The organism is Paenibacillus sp. Y916, assembly GCF_056786435.1.
In genome coordinates this window covers 1-25,402 of record NZ_JBXCJA010000013.1, presented here as the reverse complement: position 1 = coordinate 25,402, position 25,402 = coordinate 1, and the positions used below count along the sequence as shown (strand labels likewise).

28 protein-coding genes, 1 tRNA gene and 3 pseudogenes are annotated in these 25,402 nt (G+C 38.6%); 24 read left to right on the top strand and 8 right to left on the bottom strand.

Annotated features, from left to right (window positions below; translation table 11 throughout):
• Window positions 1–34: 34 nt before the first annotated feature.
• The 3 genes from AC1TO9_RS20535 (at window position 35) to AC1TO9_RS20525 (ending at window position 2,805) form a co-directional block, all read left to right on the top strand.
• Window positions 35–829, top strand: coding sequence for a Cof-type HAD-IIB family hydrolase (locus AC1TO9_RS20535; RefSeq protein WP_482060349.1), 795 nt, complete (start codon window positions 35–37; stop codon window positions 827–829).
• 264 nt (window positions 830–1,093) lie between these two features.
• On the top strand, window positions 1,094–1,897 hold the full coding sequence (locus tag AC1TO9_RS20530; protein WP_482060348.1) for a hypothetical protein: 804 nt from the start codon (window positions 1,094–1,096) through the stop codon (window positions 1,895–1,897).
• A gap of 167 nt (window positions 1,898–2,064) precedes the next feature.
• The gene (locus tag AC1TO9_RS20525; RefSeq protein WP_482057336.1) at window positions 2,065–2,805 is read left to right on the top strand and encodes a class I SAM-dependent methyltransferase; all 741 of its coding nucleotides are present in this window, start codon (window positions 2,065–2,067) and stop codon (window positions 2,803–2,805) included.
• Window positions 2,806–2,924: 119 nt separating this feature from the next.
• Here AC1TO9_RS20525 and AC1TO9_RS20520 read toward each other — a convergent pair.
• A pseudogene (locus tag AC1TO9_RS20520) lies at window positions 2,925–3,377 on the bottom strand (CcdC family protein).
• A gap of 96 nt (window positions 3,378–3,473) precedes the next feature.
• On the opposite strand from AC1TO9_RS20520, the gene AC1TO9_RS20515 reads away from it, so the two are divergent.
• Window positions 3,474–3,544, top strand: a tRNA-Ala gene (locus AC1TO9_RS20515).
• A gap of 93 nt (window positions 3,545–3,637) precedes the next feature.
• Here the strand turns inward: AC1TO9_RS20515 and AC1TO9_RS20510 are convergent.
• The 3 genes from AC1TO9_RS20510 to AC1TO9_RS20500 form a co-directional block, all read right to left on the bottom strand.
• Entirely contained in the window at window positions 3,638–4,204 is a 567-nt protein-coding gene (locus tag AC1TO9_RS20510) for an HXXEE domain-containing protein (RefSeq protein WP_482060347.1), read from the bottom strand.
• A 5-nt stretch (window positions 4,205–4,209) separates the two neighbouring features.
• Window positions 4,210–5,001 carry an SDR family NAD(P)-dependent oxidoreductase gene (locus tag AC1TO9_RS20505; protein ID WP_482060346.1) on the bottom strand — a complete coding sequence of 264 codons (792 nt, stop codon included), beginning with the start codon at window positions 4,999–5,001 and terminating at the stop codon, window positions 4,210–4,212.
• 112 nt (window positions 5,002–5,113) lie between these two features.
• The gene (locus AC1TO9_RS20500; RefSeq protein ID WP_482057332.1) at window positions 5,114–5,716 is read right to left on the bottom strand and encodes a TetR/AcrR family transcriptional regulator; all 603 of its coding nucleotides are present in this window, start codon (window positions 5,714–5,716) and stop codon (window positions 5,114–5,116) included.
• Between the two features lie 111 nt (window positions 5,717–5,827).
• Here AC1TO9_RS20500 and AC1TO9_RS20495 point away from each other — a divergent pair.
• From AC1TO9_RS20495 to bluB, 9 genes and pseudogenes are all read left to right on the top strand, one after another.
• Window positions 5,828–6,062 (top strand): annotated as a pseudogene (locus tag AC1TO9_RS20495) (MFS transporter); the annotation flags it as partial.
• Between the two features lie 289 nt (window positions 6,063–6,351).
• Window positions 6,352–6,612, top strand: coding sequence for a hypothetical protein (locus AC1TO9_RS20490; RefSeq protein WP_482057331.1), 261 nt, complete (start codon window positions 6,352–6,354; stop codon window positions 6,610–6,612).
• A 257-nt stretch (window positions 6,613–6,869) separates the two neighbouring features.
• Complete coding sequence (locus tag AC1TO9_RS20485) at window positions 6,870–7,100, top strand: hypothetical protein (protein ID WP_482060345.1); 231 nt, start codon at window positions 6,870–6,872, stop codon at window positions 7,098–7,100.
• 118 nt (window positions 7,101–7,218) lie between these two features.
• Window positions 7,219–7,647: a hypothetical protein gene (locus AC1TO9_RS20480; RefSeq protein ID WP_482060344.1), complete on the top strand. Its 429-nt coding sequence runs from the start codon at window positions 7,219–7,221 to the stop codon at window positions 7,645–7,647.
• A gap of 166 nt (window positions 7,648–7,813) precedes the next feature.
• Window positions 7,814–8,335 carry a phosphotransferase gene (locus tag AC1TO9_RS20475; RefSeq protein ID WP_482057328.1) on the top strand — a complete coding sequence of 174 codons (522 nt, stop codon included), beginning with the start codon at window positions 7,814–7,816 and terminating at the stop codon, window positions 8,333–8,335.
• 188 nt (window positions 8,336–8,523) lie between these two features.
• Window positions 8,524–8,964, top strand: a complete 441-nt coding sequence (locus tag AC1TO9_RS20470) for a GNAT family N-acetyltransferase (RefSeq protein ID WP_482060343.1) — start codon at window positions 8,524–8,526, stop codon at window positions 8,962–8,964.
• A gap of 287 nt (window positions 8,965–9,251) precedes the next feature.
• On the top strand, window positions 9,252–9,881 hold the full coding sequence (locus AC1TO9_RS20465; protein WP_482060441.1) for a class I SAM-dependent methyltransferase: 630 nt from the start codon (window positions 9,252–9,254) through the stop codon (window positions 9,879–9,881).
• A gap of 255 nt (window positions 9,882–10,136) precedes the next feature.
• Entirely contained in the window at window positions 10,137–10,325 is a 189-nt protein-coding gene (locus tag AC1TO9_RS20460; RefSeq protein ID WP_482060342.1) for a hypothetical protein, read from the top strand.
• A gap of 99 nt (window positions 10,326–10,424) precedes the next feature.
• Entirely contained in the window at window positions 10,425–11,066 is a 642-nt protein-coding gene (gene bluB / locus AC1TO9_RS20455) for a 5,6-dimethylbenzimidazole synthase (protein ID WP_482057325.1), read from the top strand.
• A 178-nt stretch (window positions 11,067–11,244) separates the two neighbouring features.
• Here the strand turns inward: bluB and AC1TO9_RS20450 are convergent, their stop codons facing one another.
• The 3 genes and pseudogenes from AC1TO9_RS20450 to AC1TO9_RS20440 form a co-directional block, all read right to left on the bottom strand.
• Window positions 11,245–11,466, bottom strand: a complete 222-nt coding sequence (locus AC1TO9_RS20450; RefSeq protein WP_482060341.1) for a hypothetical protein — start codon at window positions 11,464–11,466, stop codon at window positions 11,245–11,247.
• A gap of 21 nt (window positions 11,467–11,487) precedes the next feature.
• Window positions 11,488–11,646, bottom strand: a pseudogene (locus AC1TO9_RS20445) (IS110 family transposase); the annotation flags it as partial.
• Window positions 11,647–11,658: 12 nt separating this feature from the next.
• Entirely contained in the window at window positions 11,659–12,198 is a 540-nt protein-coding gene (locus AC1TO9_RS20440; protein ID WP_482057323.1) for an IS110 family transposase, read from the bottom strand.
• On the opposite strand from AC1TO9_RS20440, the gene AC1TO9_RS20435 reads away from it, so the two are divergent.
• The 7 genes from AC1TO9_RS20435 (at window position 12,173) to AC1TO9_RS20405 (ending at window position 18,994) form a co-directional block, all read left to right on the top strand.
• Entirely contained in the window at window positions 12,173–12,529 is a 357-nt protein-coding gene (locus AC1TO9_RS20435) for a hypothetical protein (protein WP_482060340.1), read from the top strand. The genes AC1TO9_RS20440 and AC1TO9_RS20435 overlap by 26 nt on opposite strands.
• 732 nt (window positions 12,530–13,261) lie before the next feature.
• Window positions 13,262–14,155: a GNAT family N-acetyltransferase gene (locus AC1TO9_RS20430; protein WP_482057320.1), complete on the top strand. Its 894-nt coding sequence runs from the start codon at window positions 13,262–13,264 to the stop codon at window positions 14,153–14,155.
• Between the two features lie 314 nt (window positions 14,156–14,469).
• Window positions 14,470–15,306, top strand: coding sequence for a nucleotidyltransferase domain-containing protein (locus AC1TO9_RS20425; RefSeq protein WP_482060339.1), 837 nt, complete (start codon window positions 14,470–14,472; stop codon window positions 15,304–15,306).
• A 291-nt stretch (window positions 15,307–15,597) separates the two neighbouring features.
• On the top strand, window positions 15,598–15,957 hold the full coding sequence (locus AC1TO9_RS20420) for a BlaI/MecI/CopY family transcriptional regulator (protein WP_482057430.1): 360 nt from the start codon (window positions 15,598–15,600) through the stop codon (window positions 15,955–15,957).
• Complete coding sequence (locus tag AC1TO9_RS20415) at window positions 15,954–17,279, top strand: M56 family metallopeptidase (protein WP_482057318.1); 1,326 nt, start codon at window positions 15,954–15,956, stop codon at window positions 17,277–17,279. Before AC1TO9_RS20420 ends, AC1TO9_RS20415 begins: the two co-directional genes overlap by 4 nt.
• A 386-nt stretch (window positions 17,280–17,665) precedes the next feature.
• Window positions 17,666–18,607 (top strand): ketopantoate reductase family protein, encoded by a 942-nt coding sequence (locus tag AC1TO9_RS20410; protein ID WP_482057317.1) that lies wholly within the window; start codon window positions 17,666–17,668, stop codon window positions 18,605–18,607.
• 96 nt (window positions 18,608–18,703) lie between these two features.
• Window positions 18,704–18,994 carry an ArsR/SmtB family transcription factor gene (locus AC1TO9_RS20405; RefSeq protein WP_482057316.1) on the top strand — a complete coding sequence of 97 codons (291 nt, stop codon included), beginning with the start codon at window positions 18,704–18,706 and terminating at the stop codon, window positions 18,992–18,994.
• Between the two features lie 510 nt (window positions 18,995–19,504).
• Here AC1TO9_RS20405 and AC1TO9_RS20400 read toward each other — a convergent pair.
• On the bottom strand, window positions 19,505–20,599 hold the full coding sequence (locus tag AC1TO9_RS20400) for a substrate-binding domain-containing protein (protein ID WP_482057315.1): 1,095 nt from the start codon (window positions 20,597–20,599) through the stop codon (window positions 19,505–19,507).
• 333 nt (window positions 20,600–20,932) lie between these two features.
• Here AC1TO9_RS20400 and AC1TO9_RS20395 point away from each other — a divergent pair, with 333 nt between their 5' ends.
• The 4 genes from AC1TO9_RS20395 to AC1TO9_RS20380 all read left to right on the top strand — a co-directional run.
• Window positions 20,933–22,534 carry a xylulokinase gene (locus AC1TO9_RS20395; protein ID WP_482060338.1) on the top strand — a complete coding sequence of 534 codons (1,602 nt, stop codon included), beginning with the start codon at window positions 20,933–20,935 and terminating at the stop codon, window positions 22,532–22,534.
• Window positions 22,535–22,550: 16 nt separating this feature from the next.
• Window positions 22,551–23,246, top strand: a complete 696-nt coding sequence (locus AC1TO9_RS20390) for an L-ribulose-5-phosphate 4-epimerase (RefSeq protein WP_482057313.1) — start codon at window positions 22,551–22,553, stop codon at window positions 23,244–23,246.
• A gap of 34 nt (window positions 23,247–23,280) precedes the next feature.
• Window positions 23,281–24,705 carry an L-arabinose isomerase gene (gene araA / locus AC1TO9_RS20385; RefSeq protein ID WP_482060337.1) on the top strand — a complete coding sequence of 475 codons (1,425 nt, stop codon included), beginning with the start codon at window positions 23,281–23,283 and terminating at the stop codon, window positions 24,703–24,705.
• Window positions 24,706–25,343: 638 nt separating this feature from the next.
• A partial coding sequence (locus AC1TO9_RS20380; protein ID WP_482058814.1) for a helix-turn-helix domain-containing protein occupies window positions 25,344–25,402 on the top strand: 59 nt, incomplete at its 3' end.

Sequence of the window (25,402 nt, the reverse complement as noted above, 5' to 3'; positions counted from 1 at the left end):
ATATTGGAAGAATTACTTATGAGGAGAGATGCATATGTCGGACATACAGGCAATTGTATTAGACTTGGACGGAACATTGCTCGGCAGTGACAAATCCATATCACCTAGAAATTATAAGACTGTTAAAAGATGTTATGATTCTGGAATTCATATTATTGTTGCCACTGCGCGACCGCCTAGAGCGGCTAATCAATTTGTAAAGAATTTTCCTTTTGTAGACTACTTGGTTTATTACAATGGTGCTCTAATGACATGCAAGTCTAAGCAAACTCAGCGGCACATTAGTATCCCAATGGAGATTAGCCAACAGATTAACAATTTCATCGAGTTACAGGCACCTCAATCGTTAATTTCATACGAGGTCAATGACTCATGGTATACGTGTACACCAATTCCCGACTCGCAACTTGGTCATTTCGGTATCCGTTTAAATGATCCTAAACCCCTGGTAGTTGATAAGGATATTATTAGTTCACTCTCCCCGACCAAAATATTGGTTCATGGTTACAGTTCATGGAGGGATGTTATCGAGCAATTCGGCGACCATGTGAACGTAATCGCAACCGATGGAGGAGTATTGGTTCAAATCATGCACAAATCAGCCTCAAAGGAAGATGCCGTGCAATGGGTGCTTAATGATATTGGGGTGAAGGCAGAAAATGTAATGGTATTCGGAGATGACTTTAATGATTTAGGACTATTCCATAAGTGCGGATTTCCGATCGCTATGGAAAACGCGATAATTGAGCTGAAAAATTGTGCAAAACACATTACCGAATCAAATGATAATGATGGTGTTGCAGTTGCTCTTGAGAAATTTGTGCTGTGAACACAAGCTGATATTGATTCAACTAAAGGAACACGATAGCACAGCGGTGAAGCCGATCCATCGCTTGTTTTGCATTGCTGGAAATCCGCTCAGCTAACGGGCAGTTTAGCTTAACGGATACAAAAATTAGAAGGACTAAATCAACCGATTGCCATCTATTATAACGTGCATAACAGCGAAACTTCGTCGCTACTAAATACGTCTAACATAATTAAGAACGATTTACAAGAAAAAGGAAAATTCGTTCAATTGGAGGGAGGCAATATGAATCTTGGACCGGTGAAATTCATTTCAATTCTTATTTGTTTCGCATTGGCGGTATGCGGATGTGCTGGCTTGAAAAGCAAAGGCACGGAGCATGTCGTGGCAAGTGATTTCATTATTCCCTTGAACGTTAGCGAAGTGTTGAAGCTTCCAGAGACTGAGGTTATTAAATATTTTCAAAACCGTCGTGAAGACTTTGATATTCTAGGCAGTTATCTGTTAGAGAATGAAAGAGTATTCCAGACTCGGCCGGTCATACTTCAACTAGAATATGCCATCGAGAAAATCCAAGACCCTGATATTCAACAATTCGCTCAAATGTTGTTCCAAGAAGGTATTGTGAAAAGGATATCATCCTTAAATGATGATCCAAGTAAAAGTATTGATTTTTTAATTGACGCCGAAGACAACTTGTATCAACAAGGCATCGCCTACCTCAGCCTACCGGAGATGGCCAAAGGCGATCCTTCGAAATTCAGCTATGTGAAGGAATATAAGAATCTGGGCGACGGTTGGTACTATTATGTCTTCCATTATGACAAACTTAAAAATGAAGATGAATTTAGGAATCTAGCTTGGACCAAAATCTCAGAAAAGGAACGAAGCACTTTAACCACGCCGAAAGAGAAAGCCAAAGTGACCCTAGAGTCTGGAAAAAACGTTGGCAACTGGATAGAAGGCAGAAAGTTAGATGTTGTAATATCTGTTCAATTTAACACTGAAATGGACGGTCTACTGGGACCGATAACAATGTTTTTCGATCCAATGACCAAAGTTTTGATCGGGGGCAATCTGCGTTTCTAATAAGCTAGAGTAAAATACCCGATTGAACTAACGGGGAACGATAGTTGAATGATACACATTGATGAGCAGGTGTTACGGTAGCCTTCTCATTACATTAAGCTAAGGGCAGGAGATTTGATTTGTGTATGGAATAACTCACCAAATAAAAGATTATGAGGAGAAAGTATATGTCTGATTACTATGGAGAACTTTCTACAAAATTGTATGAAAGTAGTAAATCATATTCTGAAGGAAAAGAACTGGATTTCTACCTTTCTTTTGTTGAAGACGAGAATATGAAAGTGTTGGAACCAATGTGCGGAAACGGTAGAATGCTTATCCCTTTTATGCAAAAAGGAATTAGTATTGAAGGGTTTGATATTTCAGAAGAAATGCTTAAGGTATGTAAATCAAAAGGTGAGAAACTAAATCTTAAGCCAAATGTATGGTATGAAAAAATAGAAGAGTACGAAGGGAATCATACATATGATCTAATCATAATCCCGTTTGGTTCATTTTCTCTTTTGCCTGATGCGTTGGTTGACAAGAGTCTCTATAATTTGAAATCTGTCCTTAAAAGTAATGGGAAACTGCTTTTAACGATTATGTTAAAACACGGTGGAATCGAAGAGTTTCCTGAATGGGTAGAAACGGAAAGGAAACAGTTTGATAATGAATGGATTATCACATACAAAAAAGCTCAGTATAACGAGGAAGAGAGTATGCTGACTACCAAGTTTAAATATCAATCGGTTATAAATGGACAAATTGAAAAAACGGAAATAATGGATTTCCCTCTTCGTCTTTACGTTCTAGAAGAATTTGAAGATATAATCAAGTCTAATGGGTTCCAACATATAGTTGTTCATGGAGTGGAAGATGGCTATGGAGAAGGCACCTTTTTTTATGTAATTGAATGTTCTACATAACATTTTGAAATCATGTCCACTGAACTAACGGGAACAATAGCACAATAACAACAGGCTGCCTACATTTGGAAGTGCCTTGTCACAAGAGGGAAATGCTTTACCTATACTTTCTTCAATACCTAAACTTGAATTTGCGAATGTAACAGTTTTACCTTTCTAAATTTAATAAAAGAAGCAATTCTCCAAGGTACTACATAGCTAAAAGCAACTATAAAGAAAAGCATACCTAGACTTGTTGGATCCATGCCAGAAAAATACTGTCTTGCTACGAATCGAATCACCACAACTGCAATCAAAACGATAAAAAAGGATTTATTTTTTTACGCATAAATCTGTCCGTCCTGACGAATTTCATAGTTGGTAGTCAACATAAGAGGAACTGACAGTAATACCCCGATCAAAGATGCTACGCCAATTTCCCTAATTTTCAAGTGGAATGGAAGTTGTGAAAACATAGAAATCACCGGAAATAAATAGAGTATCGGGAGCAAAATTTTGATCCCCGACCCTTGAATCGGGCGAAACATCGCCCTAGTGCGCCTCCAAAATACTAACCCTAAAATCACAACCATGAATCCATAAATGGTTAATCCGTTCACTTTTCATTCTCCTTGTTCGCTTATTGTTAGACGATTAAGTCTTTTTTTTCGTTTGCACCCAATTTGCACGGGGTCATTGCTCAGCTGGCAGAGCGCTACACTGGCAGTATAGAGGTCAGGGGTTTGATCCCCCTTTCCTAAATGGTTTTGGAAGGTGCGGTTATGGATATTATCTCTACGATATGGCAGGGTTATAAGATAAGTTTACATTTATGAATGATCTCAATATTTGGTCAAATTACACGCTTAGACTCTTGTTGACGCGGTGCAACCATTCTTCCAAGTGTAAGACCGAACCATGCCAAGAAAAGGATGAGTGGTAGCGCGATAACAGTACCTATCAGAAACGTCACTACATCTATCACTGCTGCGTCGAATAATCTATAAAGGGTATACGTGGAATAAGGGATTTCAAGTAACGATGCTGTGATGACACCTGGAGAGTACATTTTTAATGCAATGGTCACCCCAACATGTTTAATACCATCCAGCAAAATCACGGCAACGATTCCAACAAACAGCATATTTAGTTTGCCGTTACTGTCGAAATCTTTTATAGCCAAGTATGTTATTAAACTAAGGAACGAACCGAGCAGCAATACCGCAAACGTAAATTGAAATGTGATGCGCTTTTCCCAATTAATCAGGCGGTTTTCCATAGCTAAAAAAGGATTGTCCTTATTTACCCTCAGACACTTCTCTATCGTCACAATTTCTTCTCCGTCATGAATGAAAAATATGATGGGCAGCAACCATATCAAGGTTTCTATGCCGATAAGTCCATTTATGTACCATAACATTATCATCACCTTTCTTTCGTTTGCATTGTGCGGATAACGTAGGCGAAGAAATGTAGCTTCAACCTCTTGGGCAGAAGCTTACTGACGCCTGCATATAAGAATCGATTATGCCATCCTGGGACAATGAGCGTTTTTTTTCCAAGGTTGCGTATGGCTGCTGTGACGACGGATGACGCACTCATGGCTCCAACGTCTCTAATGCCTGCAACCTCTTGAAATTCTGTCTTCGTTGCCCCAGGACATACGGTTAGCACATCGATTCCCTCATGTTTCAATTCGTATGACAGACCTTCTCCCAAAAAAGCGTTGTGAACTTTCGTAGCGGAATAATGCGTCCAGTAAGGCACAGAACTGAAAGCGACACTGGACGAAACGAACACAATACCTCCGCGCTTTCGAACAGCCATATGCTTGCCGAACGTATAGGCCAATAGAACAGGCGCTCGACAATTGACATGTAGCATATCCAATTCTTTCTGTATATCGTTATTCAAAAATGCTCCCGTGATGCTGAATCCTGCGCAGTTGACTAATAAGCCGATTTCAAGCATATCTGTTACAGCAAGGATCATAGTTAAAAAGTCTGGTCGAGTTAAGTCAACGGCAGCTACTTTTATCTCTACTCCGTGCTCCTTCACTAAAGTCTGTGCCAATTCATTCAGCTTGTCTTCACGGCGTGCAACCAATACCAGATTCATCCCGTGACTTGAAAGTTGCTTGGCAAATTCGGCGCCAATACCGGAGGATGCTCCAGTTATTAAGGCCCATGAGCCATATGATTCGATAAATGTACCCATATCATTTCACTCCTGAATAATAATTAATTGAGTACTCACTTAAATTAGAGGAAAAAAGAATGGCTGCCGTGGACTGTTTCATTATAGACAACTGCGTTCAGCTATATTTTAGCTATTGTTGTACGATCAGGCCATGCAACAGCAAACGCACAAGATGGCGAATGTATGGCTCTTCTTCGAGCATGAAAACGTTGTGTCCAAAGCGGGAACGGATAATGAAGTATACGAGAATAGATGACGTGAGCGACATCATGGCCACTTCATAAGAACCTTCATCCCATTGCTCACTTGATGTTCCATTTTTAAGTGTGATACTGCCAATTGTACCGATATTCTTGATCAGATGAAGCACCCCTTGGGATACTGTTTCATCCTGAATCATTTCTGGAGACCAAATAAGCATAATGTAATCTAAATTTTCCTTCAGAAAATGTAGGTATCTCATCCCGTAATGAACGAGCGCTTCCTCCAGCGGCAGTTGCGCAAGCTTTTCTTTCTCCTCCTGTATTCGCAACGCAAAAGAAAAATTGTTCACAAGATGGAGTAAAAGTTTCCGTTTATCGCCGAAATAGTAGAAAATAAGTCCTTCCGCAACGCCGCACTCATTCGCGATTTCTTTGGTCGTGGTAGCATGAAAGCCTTTTTGCGAGAAAAGCTTCAGTGCTGCCTTAAGAATAAGCTCCTTCTTGGATTCCTTGACCTCTTTTGTTGGCAAAATAATATGTCCTCCCTTTGAATACGAATAACATTTAATTTGAGTATATACTCAAATTCTGTCTTATGTTCAGTCCTTTGTCAAGAGGGGGTCAGAATGGGTGTGTTTTGCATCAGAGGTGTCAAACTAACCCTTATCACGTTTTTATTGTATTGTGGGGTTGAAGCAACGGTAGGGTTATGGGGAGCCAGTTATCCAGTGCCTACTCCGCTATTACTGATTGGATTCATTCTGGTAGGTCTCGGTCTTGCACCCATCTATATTGGCTGCTCCATGAAGGGCCACAACCCGGTTTGGCAAGGAGAATTCCACAATACTCATAGGATACCAGATGGCTGTAGCATATAATCGGATTGCCGTCGGGGGACAAACGTATCCTTTGCCGATGATTTTTTTTGGTAGTAAAACCGGTAATGGCGTTACCTCACTCATGCGGAGTGTCCAATATTGATGGTTCCGAAATAATGGATGAGATGTGACCGTGCTCAAAGGCATTTATTGTAATGATATGATCGTATACACTTAAGCACTGGTATTAAGCTAACGGGCAGTGTAGTGCAACTTTTAACTGTGGTCATTGTTATATATTTTAGTGATGGTGAGCTATATTAGTCAGTGCGAATGGAGGATTTTTAATGAAGAAGGTAATAATAGGTGGAATATTTATGTTTACTGGGTCCTTGATATCTTTAGCTATTTTACTAACCGCCGCTTTATATGTCCCAAGTATCACTAGTTGGAATGGATCAAAGCTTTGGTATGCAATTTTCGGTGCAAAACAATATGGAAATGAAGCAGTACAGAGTTTGTTTTTAGGTTTCCCATTCATAGTGGGTGTTTTATTGTTTGTTCTTGGCTTGATAGTGTTGGTAAGTGAATATTTTAATAAGGATTAATGACAAGTCATAGTACAACTCATTACGCTAACGGAACACTATAGTTCAATAATGAGAGGGCTGCCGAGAGGTAGCCCTTTGTTCAACTAACGGGCAGTTTAGCTTAATGGCTGATTCAGTTTTATCCTAAACACAATTATCCTTATTGTGGTAATATGAGTTTGAGATTGCTGGACTTATAGTGTTCAGGTTCTATTACGATATTAATAACAAAAAAGGTTGATTGAACTGGGGTATGGTAGAGGGAGCGTGATGTAGTGGAAAAGATAGCTGGAATTATTGTAATATTTATTGTTTTTATGATTCCTATGTATGGATTATTAATATGGACTTATTTTTGTCCTGAGGAAAGTTTATTATGGGGGAAACGATGGATGTATAAAGAGGAACCTGAACTATCTGAGGGGGCAATTCGTTATGCGAAAATAGCTTCATTGACAGCTATTGTGGTACTGACGATTATATTTGGAGCCGTAACATTTAGTTAGCATCATCCATTTGTACTTTTTCGATTCTCATGGTACCTCAATTTTATTCGAAAAAAATCGAGGGTTATTCCCTAAAGATTGTAAAAAGAGATTAAGCTAACATGGAGGATACAACCCTATGAAAAAGGCTTTGATAATTATTTGTTTAGCTATAGTAGTTGTTGGGACTGTGTATTACGGCATTCACCGTAAGAAAACTGGAGAAAGACAAATGGTACAACAGAATCTCATCACTGCTATTGAAAATAAGCGGAGTGGCAATGAACGGGTTACAATTGACTTCAAACAGCTAACCAGCTTTTCTTGGGATATGGTGTATATATTTACCCAATACACTGCCGAAGATATAATCAATAAACAGTTAGGTTTTAATTGGTCCAAAGCTGACTTAGTTAAATACTCTGACAGCTTTAATCTAATAGTGTTTGTTATAGGAAAAAAGGTTGTTCAATATGTGGAATTCCCACGAGCTAATGGCGAATTTATTGTTGATAATAAAAATGGATTTGCCCCCAATGAGAAAGTAGAATTGAATCCACTTAATTGAACTAACGGAATACGAGAGTTCAACATGCTGTGGGCTACCGCAAGTTAGTCCTTACTAAGCTAACGGGCAGGTTAGTGTAGTGAATATTCCCTAAATTTCCTCATTGTGATACTCTGTTGGGAGTATCTAGTTTAAAAAAGAATGGATGCAGGATCGGGGGATAATAATGCAAGAAAGAATTGATATAATCGTTAGAAATTACTTTGAGGATTCTGCATACAATATCGATCCGGTACCATTCGGTCTGACTAACCTAACGAAAATTTTAACAATGAATGACCAAAAATATGTCATTCGAATCTACAATCGTCATACTAAAAATGTAGAAAGCATTAAATTTGAAGATCAAATAACATTATATTTGAGTAAACAGAATCTTTCATTTGTCGTACCCGTATTTTTAAGTACGAATGAGGGTGAACAATACGTACACTTGTCCGATGGAACATTAGGTGCGATCGTTTCGTATGTTGAAGGGGCAGTTCCGGAGATATCCAGTGTTCAACAAGCCACAGAGTTTGGTTCTGTTGTAGGTGAAATCAGTTCAGCACTTAGTCAATGCACAGCAGAGTTTAAATGTGAAGGGGTTCCCTTCACAGAAATTTATAGTCTGCATCCATTAGCCGATTATGATGCTGTTGCACCTTTTTGTGACAGAAGATTATTTTGGAAGTTGTTATTGCTGTAAGGAGAAGCTATGAGCTCAGAAGGGGAAATCCAATTAAAAGGTATACTTACAGAAAATATTGATACATTAATGAGCTTCGGTGCAGAAATCTGGCGACCGAGACAAATTATGTGCCGACCGACAAATTAAGCTACTCACTTGATGATTGCTATTTCCTCGAAACGCCAAAAGAAAGCGATATACCAGAAATGGCTAGAGCCCTCTTGAGTTCATTTCTTAGTGGAATAGTTTATGAAGTCTTTGGGGAAGAAAGTATTGAAGAAATTAATGAAACAATAAGAAATTGTTTCGAATGGTACACAGCGACTAATACACTTAATCAAGTAGTGGTAGCAAAGGAAAAAAGCACAGGCAGAATTATTGGAGGCTGTATTGCAGGTGTATATCCGGAGATTGTTAACAATTTTTCAGGTATAAATGATGTGTTTGTACTACCGGAATACCGCGGAAAAGGACTTGCGCAAGCTATGATAAAATACTCTATAACAGCGGCATATTCGATTACGCCGGTTATAAAACTACATATTTTAATTGGAAATCCAGCAGAACACTTATACCAAAGGCTTGGGTTTGTTGCAGGACCAAGATTTACAGATATGAAGTATAAGAAAAGTGACTCGTACACGTAGCAACCTAATACGGGACCGGATAGCTCTTTTGCACTGATGGAAACGGTCGTTTACAATGACGCGAAGATTATAGTTAAATAACTTGATGAGAGATCGGATGATTAAGCAAACGGGACACTATAGTTCAATAAACATCAGGGAAAGACTTGCCGACAGTAATGGATCAGCAGGAAGTATTCTTGCCAATATCCATGATTATACGTTTTCTGATAAAAAGATTAGGTATTAGTCGCCCGAATGTGAAAGATAGCATCCCAATTAAAATAAGACATAAAGGAGATAGAAATATGACGGAATTCTGGGAATCAAGTTTTATAGAAAAACAAACGATGTGGGGATTTGAACCTACAGACTCAGCAATCGTGACAAAGGACTTTTTCCTTGAAAAGAATGTTAAGGACATACTGGTACCAGGTTTTGGATATGGCAGAAATGCAAAGGTCTTTATTGACAATGGAATAAATGTAACAGGTATTGAGATTTCAAAAACAGCGATTGATTTGGCGAGGCAAAATGGGCTTAATAATAGTGTTTTTCATGGTTCAGTAACTGACATGCCTTTTGATAACAAACTTTATGACGGTATATTTTGCTATGCACTTATTCACTTATTGAATAATCGTGAGAGAGATAAGTTTATCAAAGATTGCTATAATCAATTAAAGCCAAATGGATATATGATTTTTACAACTGTTTCAAAAAAAGCCCCAATGTTTGGAAAGGGCAAACAATTGGATAAAGACTATTTCGAGATAATGGAAGGCGTAAAAATGTTTTTTTATGATTCTGACTCTATAAAACAAGAATTTGAAAAATATGGACTGGTAGAGTTTTCAGAAATTGACGAGTCAAGTAAGAACATGAAAAATAAACCTCCAATAAAATTTATAATTGTAAAATGTAAGAAAAAACTATAAAGATAATCATATGTCTTCAACACTGTTCTCCCATGAAAATTAAATTAGCTCAAACCCTGAAAAAGAGCATAATAAAGTAGACCCAGAATAACACTTTTTAAAAAAAGGCTGAGCCTCTTGAGTAATCATATAGAGATTGTTAGATCTTTTAAGCACAAAAAACATCATAGACAACAAACAAAAAGGCAAGGCTGGTGCAACAACCAAAAAGGATTAATCTCGCATGAGTGCTACCCATATAGGGTGCGACATTCTGTGATGCACCGTGGTGGTCGGAGTCAGACTAACGGTTGGGCTCTATGGCACCATAGCTTATCGACCTTCTTCGCCAGCCGTACAAACAGTATAGACAGTGGTATCCATTTTCATCCTCTGTGGTGCAGCGCTGCTCTTGCGCTGCATGTATGGCTAACGGGTATAGGGACGCACAGGGCTCCACATTAAAAAGATTAAATATTTCTTATTGAACTAAAGGGGCAGGTTAGTAAAAAATGATATAAGATTAAAATAGATATTTAAGTAAAGTAGAGGGTGATAAATTTTATGTTTACTAATGAAGAAAGAGATTCTATTTATAAAGTTATTTATAACAGGAGAGATATTCGAAGCTTTTTGTCAACTCCTATCCCAGAAAACATGATACATAAAATATTAAATGCAGCTCATCATGCCCCTTCAGTAGGATTTATGCAACCTTGGAACTTTATTTTAATTTCCTCTGATGAAGTTAAAGAAAAATTAGCTTGGGCAGCAGATAAGGAAAGACAAGCATTAGCTATTCATTATGATGGGGAAAAGGAAACGAAGTTCCTTGGTTTAAAAGTTGAAGGATTAAAAGAAGCTCCTATAACTATTTGTGTAACATGTGACCCTTCAAGAGGAGGTTCACATGTATTAGGACGAAATTCAATTCCTGAGACAGACATTTTATCAACAGCATGTGCTATTCAAAATATGTGGTTAGCAGCTTGTGCTGAAGGACTTGCGATGGGGTGGGTAAGTTTTTATAAGAAGAATGATATCCGAGACATTTTAGAAATACCACCACATATTGATCCTATTGCTCTTATCTCTATTGGTTATACTAATGATTATCCAGATAAACCTATTTTAGAATTAGCTAATTGGGAAAAAAGGCGTTCTTTAGAACATCTTATTTTTAAAGATAAATGGGGAAGAAATTAATTAAAGGCTTATTAAAGTAACGGGTGCTTTAGTGTAACAACAGTATTGCTTTTCTTGTTAAACTCCCATGAAAATAAATCTGCAGTTACTGTAAAAAGGCAAAAGTAAATAAGACGCAGCTCATTCATTTTTTAAAGGTTGCAGCACCCGAATTAATGAATATCAGTATATTAAAGAATTAAGAGACTTCTGCAATAGTTACAGAATAACCCAGGTTTTCTAGTCGTCGAACTGCGTATTTCACAATAGATTGTTGCTTCTGTTTGTCAAAATAATCTTCGCCTAGGTCTACATACATTTCTTCACGTGTTAACAGATAGTAGGATATTCTCAACATAGCATGCGCGACAGAGATCGCTGCCCGTTTCCTTCCTTTTCGCGCTGCCGTTCGTCTATACATGGCACCTAGATAGTTCTTTGACGCTGCAACTGAATGGGCTGCTTCAACTAAGGCGGACTTTAGATATTTATTTCCATTTTTAGCTTTAGTAGATTTTCTCTTTCCTGCACTTTCGTTATGCCCAGGTACAAGGCCAGCCCATGAGCATAAATGCGCAGCACTGGGAAACTGCTTCTTAATATTGGTTCCAATTTACGCTAAGATTTGTTCTGCCATTCGAGTGGCTATCCCAGGAATTGAATCTAAACGTTCGACATCGTCATGAAAAGGGACTACTCTCGTAGCGACTTCCTGATCTAAAATCACGATCTGCTCACTTAAAAAATCAATGTGAGTTAAAATGGTCTTAATCATCAGCCGTTGGTGAGGGTTTACATAACCTTGAAGAGCAAGCGCGAGCTCATCCTTTTTTCGTTTCATGGTGCGTCTAGCGAAGTTCGCTAGTTTCTCAGGATCATCTTCACCACCAGCAATGGCACGGAGCATGTCGCGAGAGGAGACGCCCATAATATCAGAGACAACAGAGCTGAGTTTAATATTGGCTCCTTCTAACACTTTTTGAATTCGATTATGTTGTCTAGCCCTTTCTTCAATGATACTACGACGATATCGAACAAGTTCTCGAAGCTCCCGTTGATTTCGATCTGGAATGAAACTTGCTTTAAGTAGCCCATGACGTAGAAGCTTTGCAATCCATTCTGAATCTTTGACATCTGTTTTACGTCCAGGCAAAGCAATAATACAGTATCAAATAGATAATAATTGGGATAACGAACCTCTTGTTACTCAAAAATTAGATGATGCTATTGATGCAGTTATCTTACACACTGGAATGGTAAGAGATGATGATAAGGAAGATATTCTTTGGAAGCTACATGATTACTTGAAAGAGTTCAAGGCTGGTGACGAAACCTTAGCGGTTAGCCTAACCGCTAAGCAACGAACCGATTACATTAATTTAGGCGAGAAACTCCGTTCAAGCGGGTGGAACTATAATGTAGGATATGATACTAGATGGGATATTTTTAAATCAAAGATAAAGGGGCTCATAGCGGAATCATAAAACTCGAAAGATTAATTGCATATGGATGAGTATTCAACTGATGCGGATGAATGCACCTGAGAAAGGGGGAGGAATCAATCGAACACGAAAAAGAGATACAAGAACTTAAAAATCGTTTGGAAATTGTCGAGAGTCAACTTCATCACAAAACACATTTCTCTAGGTTCTTAAAGTTTGTAATTATCTTTATAATTGTTCTAGTGCTCTTCTTTTTTACAATTGGAGTAGTTCAATTCATGAGCAATTCTTCAGTCTAAACACTTCTTTGGTTCCATAGAAAGTGGAAACCATCTACACACGAATTTTTACAACAATGTAGTCCTTGGAAGTAGCTTTGAAGTAAGAATATACGCGCTGAACCATATTACAAATAGTAGTAAAGCGGAAGTGCGAGTTGAAGAGTGAAGCGAAGATGCTAAACCTGCCAATGAGTGTAAACATGCAATAACATGTGAAGTGTAATGTTGGTACTGAAATAATTAGGATTCAAATATTAAATTTAAAGATAGCGCCTGTTTGAAGTGACGGGTGCTTTCTTATTTTCTGTGAAGGGATTTGTTGGTAAGTGTCGAATTAAGGAAAATAAATCAAAAGCTCAACTGACTAAATGCAAAGAAATTATAAGTAAGGTTGATGTTGTTCGATCAGCACCTACTGTAAATAATATTAGTAAGATAATGGTAGGTCCTTTGTTAAATAGGGTGAAAAATATTTTTGGAATGAGGATTGTAAATGAAAAATCATTATTTTGAAAAAGCAAATAAGAACTTGTTTGCCGTATATCAAACCATATATTCACAAGCAGATATCGAGATGTGGTACGACTGGAATGCTCGGCTAAATGATACAAAATGGTCTGAAGATTGTTATTTTTTGTATTGTGATGGAGAAAAAGTGGGTGGTGCGATTATTGCTCCTAATGTAATCATGTTTCCTTTTCTAATTGCACCTTTTTGTGATAGAAGATTATTTTGGAAGTTGTTATTGCTGCAAGGAGAAGCAATGAGCTCAGAAGGGGAAATCCAATTAAAAGGTATACTTACAGAAAATATTGATATATTAATGAGCTTCGGTGCAGAAACTTGGCGACCGAGACAAATTATGTGCCGACCGACCGATAAATTAAGTTACTCACTTGATGATTGCTATTTCCTCGAAACGCCAAAAGAAAGCGATATACCAGAAATGGCCAGAGCCCTCAGGAATTCATTTCTTGGTGGAATAGTTTATGAAGTCTTTGGGGAAGAAAGTATTGAAGAAATTAATGAAACAATTAGAAATTGTTTCGAATGGTACACAGCAACTAATACACTTAATCAAGTAGTGGTAGCAAAGGAAAAAAGCACAGGCAGAATTATAGGCGGCTGTATTGCAGGTGTACATCCGGAGATAGTTAACAATTTTTCAGGTATAAATGATGTGTTTGTACTACCGGAATACCGCGGAAAAGGACTTGCGCAAGCTATGATAAAATACTCTATGACAGCGGCATATTCAATTACGCCGGTTATAAAACTACATATGTTAATTGGAAATCCAGCAGAACACTTATACCAAAGGCTTGGGTTTGTTGCAGGACCAAGATTTACAGATATGAAGTATATGAAAAGTGACTCGTACACATAGCAACCTAATACGGGACCGGATAGCTCTTTTGCACTGATGGAAACGGTCGTTTACAATGACGCGAAGATTATAGTTAAATAACTTGATGAGAGATCGGATGATTAAGCAAACGGGACACTATAGTTCAATAAACATCAGGGAAAGACTTGGCGACAGTAATGGTTCAGCAGGCCTTTTCCGCTAACGGGCAGTTATGTTCAACAGATCTTTATTAAAAAACTAGAAAAAGAAAGATGATTTTTTCCCTTTTCACAAAAGTATACAACACCTACAATAAGGCTTAAGAATGGAAATTTGAATCGGAGGAGCGGACCATGTTACCTGCTTTAGTTGAAAAAACGATGTTTCAGTTGTGTAGTTCTTTAAGCGTCCGTACTTCGAACATTGAATCAGTTTATCTTTATGGCTCGATTGCGTTAAAGGACTATATTGAGGGTTCAAGTGATATCGACTTTCTAGTAATTGTTCGAAAACCACTTACTCAGTCTGATATCCAAGCAATTTTGACGGCACATGAAGAGTTAGAGATTGAGTTTCCGAACACTGATATTATGGGTGCTTACATACTCCTCGATGACCTAGGGAATAAGCAAATTGAATCTAGTTCCTTACTGACTTACTACAATAAACAAATACATACTAATGGTTGGGGAGCAGATATTAATCCGATTACTTGGTGGATATTAAAAAAACACGGTATTAAGATTTATGGCTCCGAGTTAAAGTTTAATTACGATTTAGAAATTGATGCTCTGCTCGAATATGTAATTAACAATCTAAATAGCTATTGGGTTAATTGGATAGATCGATTAGAGAAACAATTATCGATTGACAATTTATCGGAACAAGAAATTAATATCGAGCAACTTGATGAAGCAGTCGAGTGGTGTACTCTTGGAATGTTGCGACAATTGTATACGTTAAAAGAGCATGATATAACGAGCAAAGTTGGATCTGGAATATACGGAATTAATAAATTGCCGAAAAAGTGGCACGGACTGATTCATGAAGCAATAGCGATAAAGCAACTCAAACCCAAACGTTATTATAAATTACAAATAGAAAGATTGACTGACCTAGTAGCATTGCTTAAATATATTCATTTAGAAGCTAATCGTGTATCGAACCATACTAATGATTCGCTAAACTAACGGGACACGTTAGTGCAATAAAGCTACGGCAGTCTTGGACTATATTTTCCTCGTCCAGACTGCCGTTTATATTTTAAAATTTGTCAGCCTAAACTATATTTCTTTGAACATCAGCACATCTGAATCGGACTATTAAAGTTGCTTTCCAATGGGTTTCCTGCAAAAGTAGTCACATGAATATATGCCCTAAGATGTGGATGATTATATTGTATTAATGTATTGATAATAAAGGTCTATTCGGATAAACTCCTTACGAGGTCTACTGCGATAAACTTCGGGAGGTTAGTGATGATAGAGCAGTACAAATTATTCGATGCAGAGTATAAATTTGTGAATTTAATATGGGAGCATGAACCTTTCAATTCAACTGAGTTAGTAAAGCTTAGCCTTGAAAAGCTTGGTTGGAAAAAATCCACTACATACACAGTTCTAAGAAAGCTCTGTGAGCGCGGGATCCTACACAATGAAGATGCTACGGTTTCAGCGCTTGTCAAAAAAAAAGAAGTTCAAAAAAACGAGAGTCAAACTCTAATGAAAAAAGCCTTTGATGGCTCTCTGCCTCAGTTTTTGACGGCATTTTTAGGTGGGAAGAAGATTACTGAACAAGAAGCGGAAGAGTTGAAACGTATTATAGAGGAGTCGACCAAATGACAAGCTTATTTACGGCTATCCTTAATATGAGCATTACAGCAAGTTATGTCGTTATGGTAGTCATTGTGTTAAGGGTTTTCTTCAGAAAAACCCCTAAGATTTTCTTATATATATTATGGTTGCCTGTACTGATAAGACTTGTTCTCCCTTTTAGTTTCACCTCGAACTTCAGCTTTTTAAGTTTCTTGAAGTATAATGCCCAGTCAGGTACAAGAGCTATGGAGTATGTTCCTAACCAAATCGGTCTTATGCACAATCCTGCTGTTGATCTCGGAATCCAAAGTATCAATCACGTTGTGAACACAACGCTTCCACCTGCTACACCAACAGGGAGCGTAAATCCTATGCAAATCGTTATGGAGATTGCCAGTATAATATGGGTTGTTGGCATCACCATAATACTTATCTACAGCGTCAGATCTTACGTGAAAGTCCTAAATCATGTAAGAACGGCAACTCTTGTAAAAGATAATGTTTTTGAAACGGATAGCATTGCAACACCATTTGTGTGCGGATTTATTAAACCTAGAATATTCATTCCTGCAGGCATAAGTCAAAATGAACTTTCATATATACTGGCTCATGAACAGACTCATATCCAAAGGCTGGATTATCTTATAAAACCTTTAGCATTTTTGGTGCTTGTTATGCATTGGTTCAACCCTTTGATATGGTTATCATTTGCATTAATGAGCAAGGATATGGAAATGTCCTGCGACGAAAGGGTCCTAAAAAAGTTGGGTAACGATATCAAAGGCAACTACTCCAAATCTTTGCTTTCGCTTGCAGTGGGTAAGAATAATCTGGTAAAGGGCAGTCCTCTTGCCTTTGGCGAAAGTAATATTAAGGCTAGAATCAAAAACGTGTTACATTATAAAAAACCGACTCAACTTGTGCTTGTATCCACTTTTATTGTCACGCTGATCTTTAGTACAGGATTTATCTCCAACCCTGTAGAGAAAGAAGGGGATCAGGTGAATCATCTTTTCGATTATGAGAAGTCGACTAGACAACTTGCTACGGTTTGGGCAGAAGGACTTCAAACACGAGATGGACAACAGCGCTATGAAATGATGTCAGAGGAAATGAAAGAGAAATTTAAACAAGAGCAAATCGTTAGAAGCGGAGAGAAATGGAATTTCAATATCGGCGTCTCCAGTCCCTGGGTCGTAGATTTCGAAGTTGAAATTAACGGCACGACTGCGAATATTACTTATGTAACAAAGACAAGTGAGCCTGCTTACTACAAGACGATGGAGACCATTACTTTTGGCAAAGAAAACGGAACGCTTGTGGTTGTTGACTATATTAGGGAGGATTAGTTTTCTTAATCTCGATTTTGCGAACCGTTCAGCCAATACATTGACCTGTCACCGTTGTGGTTATATCCATTGGTTTAATAAAGATATAAAGAGAGTGCATAGATGATCTATGAAATCTTTTATTAGGCGGCGGGGGGATAAAAGGTTTGATGGATATTCGTTTGAATCAATGATATAGAAGCTCCACTGGCGTAATGCTGGATAGGAGTTTTTTTTGTATTTTGAAATTCTCAATAACACATTGACAATAAGGACCATATAATATAAAATACAATTCGATAGTTATCGAATTGTAATAACGATGGTGGATTAGGGGAGGATAGTTGGTTAGTTGAAGATCGAGGAAACAGTTACACTCAAAAAAAGTGAAAACAGGAGGATATCGAATGAGAGTATTGGTTTATGGGGCAGGGGTCTTGGGAAGTTATCTTGCCCATGTGTTGGTCAGGGGTGGGAATGACGTGACTATGTTGGCGAGAGGACGGCGGGTAGATGAATTGCAGAATGACGGACTTGTGATTCGTCATTATTTTCAGATCCGTACTACGGTTGATAAGGTGAGTGTGATTCGTGAGCTACGACCGGAGGATGAGTATGACATCATTTTTGTAGTGATGAAATATCCGGATTTCCAGGCGGTACTGCCTGCTCTTGCGGCGAATCACAGCAGACATGTGGTGATCATGGGGAATAATGCGAGCCCCGCTGAGATGCTGAGTTACTTGCAGACAGGCAGTCCTGTGGAGAAAAAGGTAGCATTCGCTTTTCAGATCAGCGGGGGTTGGAGGGAGGATGGCCGGATGATCTGCGTACGTGGTCCGAAGGGGCAAATGTCAATCGGTGGTCTGGGCGAAGAGCTGTCCTGGCGACCTATGATCGATCAGGCTTTTGTGAACACCAAATATAAAGTGACTTATTATAAGGATATGGATGAGTGGCTGAAAAGTCATCTGGTGATGATCTTGCCTATGAATTTCCTCGCTCCTGCCAGTAACGGCAATCTGCGTCAAGCCGCAGGGAACAAGAAACTGCTGAATCAGGTCATTGATGCGATAGATGAAGGACATCGGGTATTAGAATCACTGGGGTATACGGTTACGCCTGCAAGTCAATCCCAATTGGCTCGGGACAAGCGGAGGATGCTCTACATAGGGCTAAAGGTTATCCTGGCAACCCCTTTTGGCAGAATTCTACTCAGTGATAAAGCGGTGTCCGCTGACGAGATGTCGGCGCTACATCATGCGTTTAATGAGTTGAAGCAGCGGGCGAATATTCCGACACCGAACTGGGATAAGCTTGCAAGTTATGCCCCGTATTTGCAGAACTGATTGCTGTGGCTTATTCCAATTGACATGAACTCCTCAGTAAGCTAGAATTATTTGATTATTATCGAATAATGACATTGTTTGAGGGGGTGCTCAATAGTGGATACCAAAAAAATGGCGAAAATCTTCAAAGCCCTTTCGAATGAGAATCGGTTAGAACTATATTTGAAAATCGCGGAGTCCCATGAGGCCAGCTTTGAAGCGGGTGGTGGACTGTGTGTGGCTGAGATCGTCTCCTGCCTAAATATAGGTGCGCCGACCGTGTCGCATCATATCAAAGAGTTGGTAAATGCAGAACTAGTGACCACGGAGAAAAAAGGGAAGTTCTTAATATGTAAGGTAAATAAACAAATGGTTGCTGATATTATGGAAATGTTGGCTTTGCAGTAGCGTGAATAATGATTGTTATAGGCAGGTTTGACGATATATAATTCGATAATTTACAAAGTGTAGAAGTGTAGGTTTGATAAGGTAACTTCAATTAGGGGAGTTACTTTTTTTAATTCCATGTGAAATTAAATCAGTATGCTCCTTTATTTTGATTGATTACCCAATAAATCTGTTACTATTTAGCTTATCTCCTTTTCAGTGTTTAAATGATTCTGGCCCTTTGATTTGGGAGAAGTGGTGGCACGGGTTGAATCCAATTTGCGGTGGCATGCATCGATTGATGACACAGGATTTTGTAAGTCTATTATGAAAACGCCAGCGATGTAATACCTGAGAAGCTATTGAAAGAAATCCAGAAATACGCACCCGGTAACCTTCTCTATATTCCTACTGGAGAGGAAAAAAAGGCTTGGGGCGAAATAAAATAGACTCTAGGTAACATTTTTCTAAAAAAAGGTAGAGTCACTGATTGAGCATTATGGAGTTTAGTGATGAATATACCAAGTTATTTTATTTCGAAGGCTCTCTCTTTATTACAGTCTCACCTTCAATTAACACGGGTTGATAATAAGTGCTGTTTGGTAGGTCTTTCTTTCCCTGTAATTTCTTGATTACCCAATCAGCTGCATCACGCCCCATTTGTTCTTGTGGGTGTGTCAATGTGGTAAGTTTGATATTGGCATTCTTGGAAATATAGGAATTGTCCTGGCCAATAATTGATAATTCTTCAGGAACAGAAATATCAAGTTGTCTGCATACATTCACCAATTCCAACCCTACCTCATCGTTGTAGCAAACAATCGCACTCAACATATCTCTATTTTCAATTAGGTACTTCTCCAAGTTCGTAGATAGGTCTAGCTTCGTCTCTGTGTCGAATGAAAGCACTTGCTCTGGTTGAAATCGTAATTTGGCTTCTCCAAGAGCTTTTATATAACCCTTCATACGGTACTTTCCTTGTAAATCATCCATTTTTGAAATGATTCCAATTTTTGTATGCCCTTTAGAAATCAATTCTTTTGTTGCAAGATAGCTAGACTGTACGTCATCTAGACAAAAGAAAGGCACATCTATTTCCTCATAATAAGCATTGATCATAATGAATGGAACATCTTGTTCTTTGAATGATAGGTAGTAAGCGATATTAGGATTGTATTGATTGCTTTTCGTAGGCTCAATAATTAAACCATCCACTCCATATGACAACATCATTTCCAAAGCTTTTTTTTCTTGTGCCACATCATTATTTGTACTAGCTAACAGTAATGAATAATTATCCTCATTCAATCTACCTTCAATCCCACGGATAATTGAGGGGAAAATGTAATCAGAAATGTAGGTTGTGATTACACCAATAGTTTTATTATTCGAATTCCCACCAGATTTTGATCGATATTGGTTACTAACATAAGTGCCAGATCCTTTTTCACTTCTTAAAAATCCCTCGTTCGATAGTGCTAAAATGGCCTTTCGAACAGTCTGTCGGCTAACTTTATACATATCCTCCAAAGCGGATTCTGTAGGGATTTGTTCTCCTACACTATAACCTCCTGAAAGAATATTACTTTTTAAATCATCAATGATGACCTGATACTTTGGTTTCAATTAAATCACTTCTTCCATAAGTGTTGGTCAATAAATTTGCTTACCAAGAATAGTTGTATGTACATATTTTAACACGCTAATGATTGAATTTATATATGATACCTTATTTACGTATAAAGTACAAAAATATATGCTTATTTGGGTTCAAGTCATCTAGTGTTTTATGTAAACAGTATAAAGGATATAGTAAAAGTATTTGAATTGTAAGTATACCTTATATATGTCATTGACAAATGTACGTACAGAAAATATACTGAAGTTGTCAATAGTAGAAAGCGCCTTCTTTTGGTTATAGATATTAAAACTGCTATCTGAGAGGGGATTAACGTAACAATGAATCGATTAAATACTGTAAAGGCGATTACTATGGGAGAAACTTCTCTTGGTATCGAATTCGGATCGACACGTATCAAAGCGGTGTTGATTGATAATAGCTTTGAAACAATCGCATCCGGAAGTTATGAGTGGGAGAACCAGTTGAAAGACGGTTTCTGGACGTACAGCTTAGAGGACATTATTACTGGTCTTCAAGACGCTTATCGCGCGCTGAAGCAAGAAGTTGAACAAAATTACGGAATCACCCTTCAAACCATCGGTTCGATTGGATTTTCTGCAATGATGCATGGTTATATGGCTTTTGACGACACAGATAAACTGCTCGTTCCGTTTCGGACTTGGCGTAATGCAACAACGAGTGCGGCAGCTAAAGAATTAACTAATAAATTTCAATTCAATATACCTGAACGATGGAGTATTGCTCATCTTTACCAAGCGATATTAGACGAAGAAGAACATGTGCCACAGATACGTTTTGTTACGACATTATCAGGATATATTCATTGGTTATTGACCGGAAACAAAGCACTTGGTGTCGGAGATGCTTCAGGTATGTTCCCAATTGATGAATCCACGCGAAATTATAATGAATCCATGATACAGCAGTTTGATGAACTTGTTGCAGGTAAATGTTATCCGTGGAAAACCAATGACCTTCTTCCTAAGGTCTATGTTGCAGGTGAGCAAGCAGGTGTATTAACTGAAGCGGGAGCCAAAATCCTGGATACATCACATCAATTACAACATGGTATTCCGCTTAGTCCACCGGAAGGGGATGCCGGAACCGGTATGGTTGCTACGAATAGCGTGAGAAAACGCACCGGGAATGTCTCTGTAGGAACTTCTGTTTTTGCCATGATTGTACTTGAGAAAGATCTTTCAAAAGTATATCCGGAAATAGATATGGTCACTACACCGGACGGAAGTCCAGTTGGAATGGTTCATGCGAATAACTGTTCAAGTGACATCAACGCTTGGCTCGGATTATTCCGCGAGTTCTATGAAGCTATGGGGCAAAAGGTAGATTCCGATAAATTGTATAGTGTGCTATTAAATAAAGCATTGGAAGCCGACCCAGATGGTGGAGGTTTGCTCAGCTATGGTTATTTATCAGGTGAAAATATCACAGGATTAGATCAAGGCCGGCCGCTATTTGTCCGCTCACCTGAGAGTAAATTCAATTTGGCAAATTTCATGCGCACTCATCTTTTTACTTCTTTTGGAGCTCTGAAGATCGGAATGGATATTCTCACAAAGAAAGAAAATGTCGCTATTGATAGCATTTTAGCTCATGGTGGATTATTTAAGACTCCGGTAGTTGGCCAGAAGATCCTTGCAGCAGCAATGAATGTTCCAGTCTCCGTAATGTCAACAGCTGGAGAAGGCGGCGCATGGGGAATGGCTATTCTAGCCTCGTATATGATAAATAAAGAACAGGAAGAAGCCTTAGATGACTTCCTCGACCAAAAAGTGTTCAAAGATGTTGAAGGGCAAGAGATTCATCCTGATGAGGTAGACGTTAAGGGGTTCGAAACCTTTATCGAACGTTACAAAAAAGGTCTGGTGATTGAGCAGTCCGCTGTCGACAATTTAGTCTGAAACTGGAGGGAGCAAGATGTTAGAACAACTTAAAGAAGAAGTGTTTCAAGCCAATCTTGATTTGCCGAAACAAGGACTTATTAAATATACATGGGGAAATGTAAGTGCTATTGATCGTGAGAGTGGATTGTTCGTAATCAAACCTAGCGGTGTAAGTTATGAGAAGATGAAAGCTAGCGATATGGTAGTTGTTGATCTAGATGGGAATGTGGTAGAAGGAGATATGAGACCTTCATCCGATACACCTACTCACGCAGTACTTTATAAGCATTACTCTGAAATCGGAGGGATTGTACACACGCATTCCACTTGGGCGACCATCTGGGCTCAAGCAGGGCTTGATGTTCCCGTAATGGGGACGACACATGCCGATACATTCTATGGTTCCATACCGTGTGCGCGTTTCTTGACACAAGAGGAAATAGATCGTGGTTACGAGGCGGAAACGGGTCATGTAATCATTGAAACTTTTGAGCAGCGAGGGATAGATATTATGGCGGTTCCCGGCGTCCTACTTAAGGGTCATGGACCATTTACTTGGGGAAAAGATGCCAATTCTGCGGTAATGAACAGCGTTGTATTGGATGAAGTATCGAAAATGAATTTATATGCTAGAGAGTTAAACCATTTTGCGGAGGAATTGCCACAACGTATTCTAGATAAACATTACTTACGCAAACATGGAAAAGACGCTTACTACGGTCAAAAGTAATCAAACAATATAAAAAATAGAAAAGAGGATATATATGTCAACAATCGTAAAAAAAGAATTTTGGTTTGTCGTTGGTTCACAGCATCTTTATGGGGAAGAGGCAATATCTGAAGTTAAAGCCAACGCACAAACAATGGCGGATGCTTTAAATAAAAGTGGAATTTTACCTTACCCACTTGTATTACAAGATTTGGCTGTTACTGCAGATAAAATCACGAACATCATGAAAGAAGTCAACTATCGTGACGAAGTTGCTGGTGTCATCACTTGGATGCATACGTTCTCACCTGCAAAAATGTGGATCCGCGGAACAAAGTTGTTGCAAAAGCCTTTGCTTCATCTAGCAACGCAATTTAATGAGAGCATTCCTTGGGCAACAATCGATATGGACTTCATGAATCTTAACCAAGCAGCTCACGGTGACCGTGAATATGGTTTTATTAATGCACGTTTGAAGAAACAAAACAAAGTTGTTGTAGGCTACTGGGGACGCGCTGAAGTACAAAAGCAAATTGCAGAATGGATGGATGTTGCGGTTGCATATAACGAAAGTTTCAACATCAAAGTTGCTCGCTTTGGTGACAACATGCGTAACGTTGGAGTAACCGAAGGAGATAAGGTTGAAGCACAAATTCAATTTGGATGGACTGTTGACTACTTTGGTATTGGAGACCTTGTTCAATTCGTGAATGAAGTTAAGGAAGAAGAAATCGACGCTTTGATGGTTGAATATTCAGAACTTTATGAATTTGATTACGGTACTAACAGTAAGGAAGCATGGGAAGCTAGTGTAAGAGTACAAGCGAGCTATGAAATCGCCATTAAACGTTTCCTTGATCAAGGTGATTACAATGCCTTCACAACGAACTTCGAAGATTTACATGGCATGAAGCAACTTCCTGGACTTGCAGTTCAGCGTCTGATGGCACAAGGATATGGCTTTGCTGGTGAAGGAGATTGGAAGACTGCAGCACTTGATCGCTTACTTAAAGTAATGAGTCATAACCAATCCACTGGATTTATGGAAGATTACACTTATGAATTAACTGTGGGTCAGGAATCAATACTTCAATCACATATGCTTGAAGTAGATCCTACTTTGGCAAGTACCAAACCCAAACTTATCGTTTCTCCGTTAGGTATTGGTGGTAAAGACGATCCAGCCCGTTTAGTATTTGATGGCAAAGCAGGAGACGGTGTAGTTGTTTCCATGGCTGACTTTGGAACTCATTACAAACTTTTGATCAACGAAGTTACTGCATTTGAGCCGACTGTTCCAGCTCCTAACCTTCCAGTAGCTCGTGTGCTTTGGAACGTTAAGCCAAACTTCCAAGATGGGGTTAAAGCTTGGATCGAGAATGGTGGCGGTCACCATACAGTTGTTTCATTAACTTTAACAACAGACCAAATTATTACCTACGCAAAACTTGTTAACTTGGAATATGTAGTTATTAAGTAATGACTCTCCCCTCCAAGGGAGGATTGCTTCGTGCTATATCTCTGTCGGTCAACAGAAACAAAGGACAAGAAACCCCCAGTGGAGGAGCACTCCATGGGGGTTTTCATTTATTCGGTATACTCAAAAGAAAGTGTTTGAAGCGGTGGGATATCCATTCATTAGAACGCTCTTTGTTTTTACTGGATAAAATGGAGACTTCTCTATCAAATAATCAATTTATTTATGACACCACTCAAAAGCAAACAAGTGAGATAGTACAAGATGTCATCGACGGCACTAGATTTAAAGTGTTTACTGATACAAGTCGCTGACTAACGGGGAACGATAGTAAAATGGCGGTTGCTTCGGTAGCCGTTATTATTTATTTCGATCGGGCAGGATAGTTGAATAAGGTACTTGAAGAAATTAGAATAGAATGCCAACATTTTTGGGGAACATATAAACGTAAAGAGTCGAATTCTTTGATTACAAGAATTCGACTCTTTTATCATTTTCCGAAAGAAGACTTCCACCTCAATGAATGTGAAGGGCGAAGTTCAATGAGTAGGTGGGAGATGAATTCCGGTTGGCGATAGCCAAATACTTCCTTCGTATGATATAATAGAACAAACGTTCTCGATATGATGGAGGTATGACTCATGTTAGTACATAAAGCATACAAATTTCGTATCTATCCAAACAGAAAACAAGCAGAACT

Bases quoted from the DNA above. Each gene is read 5' to 3' on its own strand.
- AC1TO9_RS20535 (WP_482060349.1), top strand. From the start codon at position 35: ATGTCGGACATACAGGCAATTGTATTAGACTTGGACGGAACATTGCTC.
- AC1TO9_RS20475 (WP_482057328.1), top strand. From the start codon at position 7,814: ATGCAAGAAAGAATTGATATAATCGTTAGAAATTACTTTGAGGATTCT.
- AC1TO9_RS20425 (WP_482060339.1), top strand. From the start codon at position 14,470: ATGTTACCTGCTTTAGTTGAAAAAACGATGTTTCAGTTGTGTAGTTCT.
- AC1TO9_RS20465 (WP_482060441.1), top strand. From the start codon at position 9,252: ATGACGGAATTCTGGGAATCAAGTTTTATAGAAAAACAAACGATGTGG.
- AC1TO9_RS20430 (WP_482057320.1), top strand. From the start codon at position 13,262: ATGAAAAATCATTATTTTGAAAAAGCAAATAAGAACTTGTTTGCCGTA.
- AC1TO9_RS20490 (WP_482057331.1), top strand. From the start codon at position 6,352: ATGAAGAAGGTAATAATAGGTGGAATATTTATGTTTACTGGGTCCTTG.
- bluB (WP_482057325.1), top strand. From the start codon at position 10,425: ATGTTTACTAATGAAGAAAGAGATTCTATTTATAAAGTTATTTATAAC.
- AC1TO9_RS20530 (WP_482060348.1), top strand. From the start codon at position 1,094: ATGAATCTTGGACCGGTGAAATTCATTTCAATTCTTATTTGTTTCGCA.
- AC1TO9_RS20525 (WP_482057336.1), top strand. From the start codon at position 2,065: ATGTCTGATTACTATGGAGAACTTTCTACAAAATTGTATGAAAGTAGT.
- AC1TO9_RS20505 (WP_482060346.1), bottom strand. From the start codon at position 5,001: ATGGGTACATTTATCGAATCATATGGCTCATGGGCCTTAATAACTGGA.
- AC1TO9_RS20410 (WP_482057317.1), top strand. From the start codon at position 17,666: ATGAGAGTATTGGTTTATGGGGCAGGGGTCTTGGGAAGTTATCTTGCC.
- AC1TO9_RS20415 (WP_482057318.1), top strand. From the start codon at position 15,954: ATGACAAGCTTATTTACGGCTATCCTTAATATGAGCATTACAGCAAGT.
- AC1TO9_RS20395 (WP_482060338.1), top strand. From the start codon at position 20,933: ATGAATCGATTAAATACTGTAAAGGCGATTACTATGGGAGAAACTTCT.
- AC1TO9_RS20470 (WP_482060343.1), top strand. From the start codon at position 8,524: ATGGCTAGAGCCCTCTTGAGTTCATTTCTTAGTGGAATAGTTTATGAA.
- AC1TO9_RS20480 (WP_482060344.1), top strand. From the start codon at position 7,219: ATGAAAAAGGCTTTGATAATTATTTGTTTAGCTATAGTAGTTGTTGGG.
- AC1TO9_RS20450 (WP_482060341.1), bottom strand. From the start codon at position 11,466: ATGTATAGACGAACGGCAGCGCGAAAAGGAAGGAAACGGGCAGCGATC.
- araA (WP_482060337.1), top strand. From the start codon at position 23,281: ATGTCAACAATCGTAAAAAAAGAATTTTGGTTTGTCGTTGGTTCACAG.
- AC1TO9_RS20390 (WP_482057313.1), top strand. From the start codon at position 22,551: ATGTTAGAACAACTTAAAGAAGAAGTGTTTCAAGCCAATCTTGATTTG.
- AC1TO9_RS20510 (WP_482060347.1), bottom strand. From the start codon at position 4,204: ATGTTATGGTACATAAATGGACTTATCGGCATAGAAACCTTGATATGG.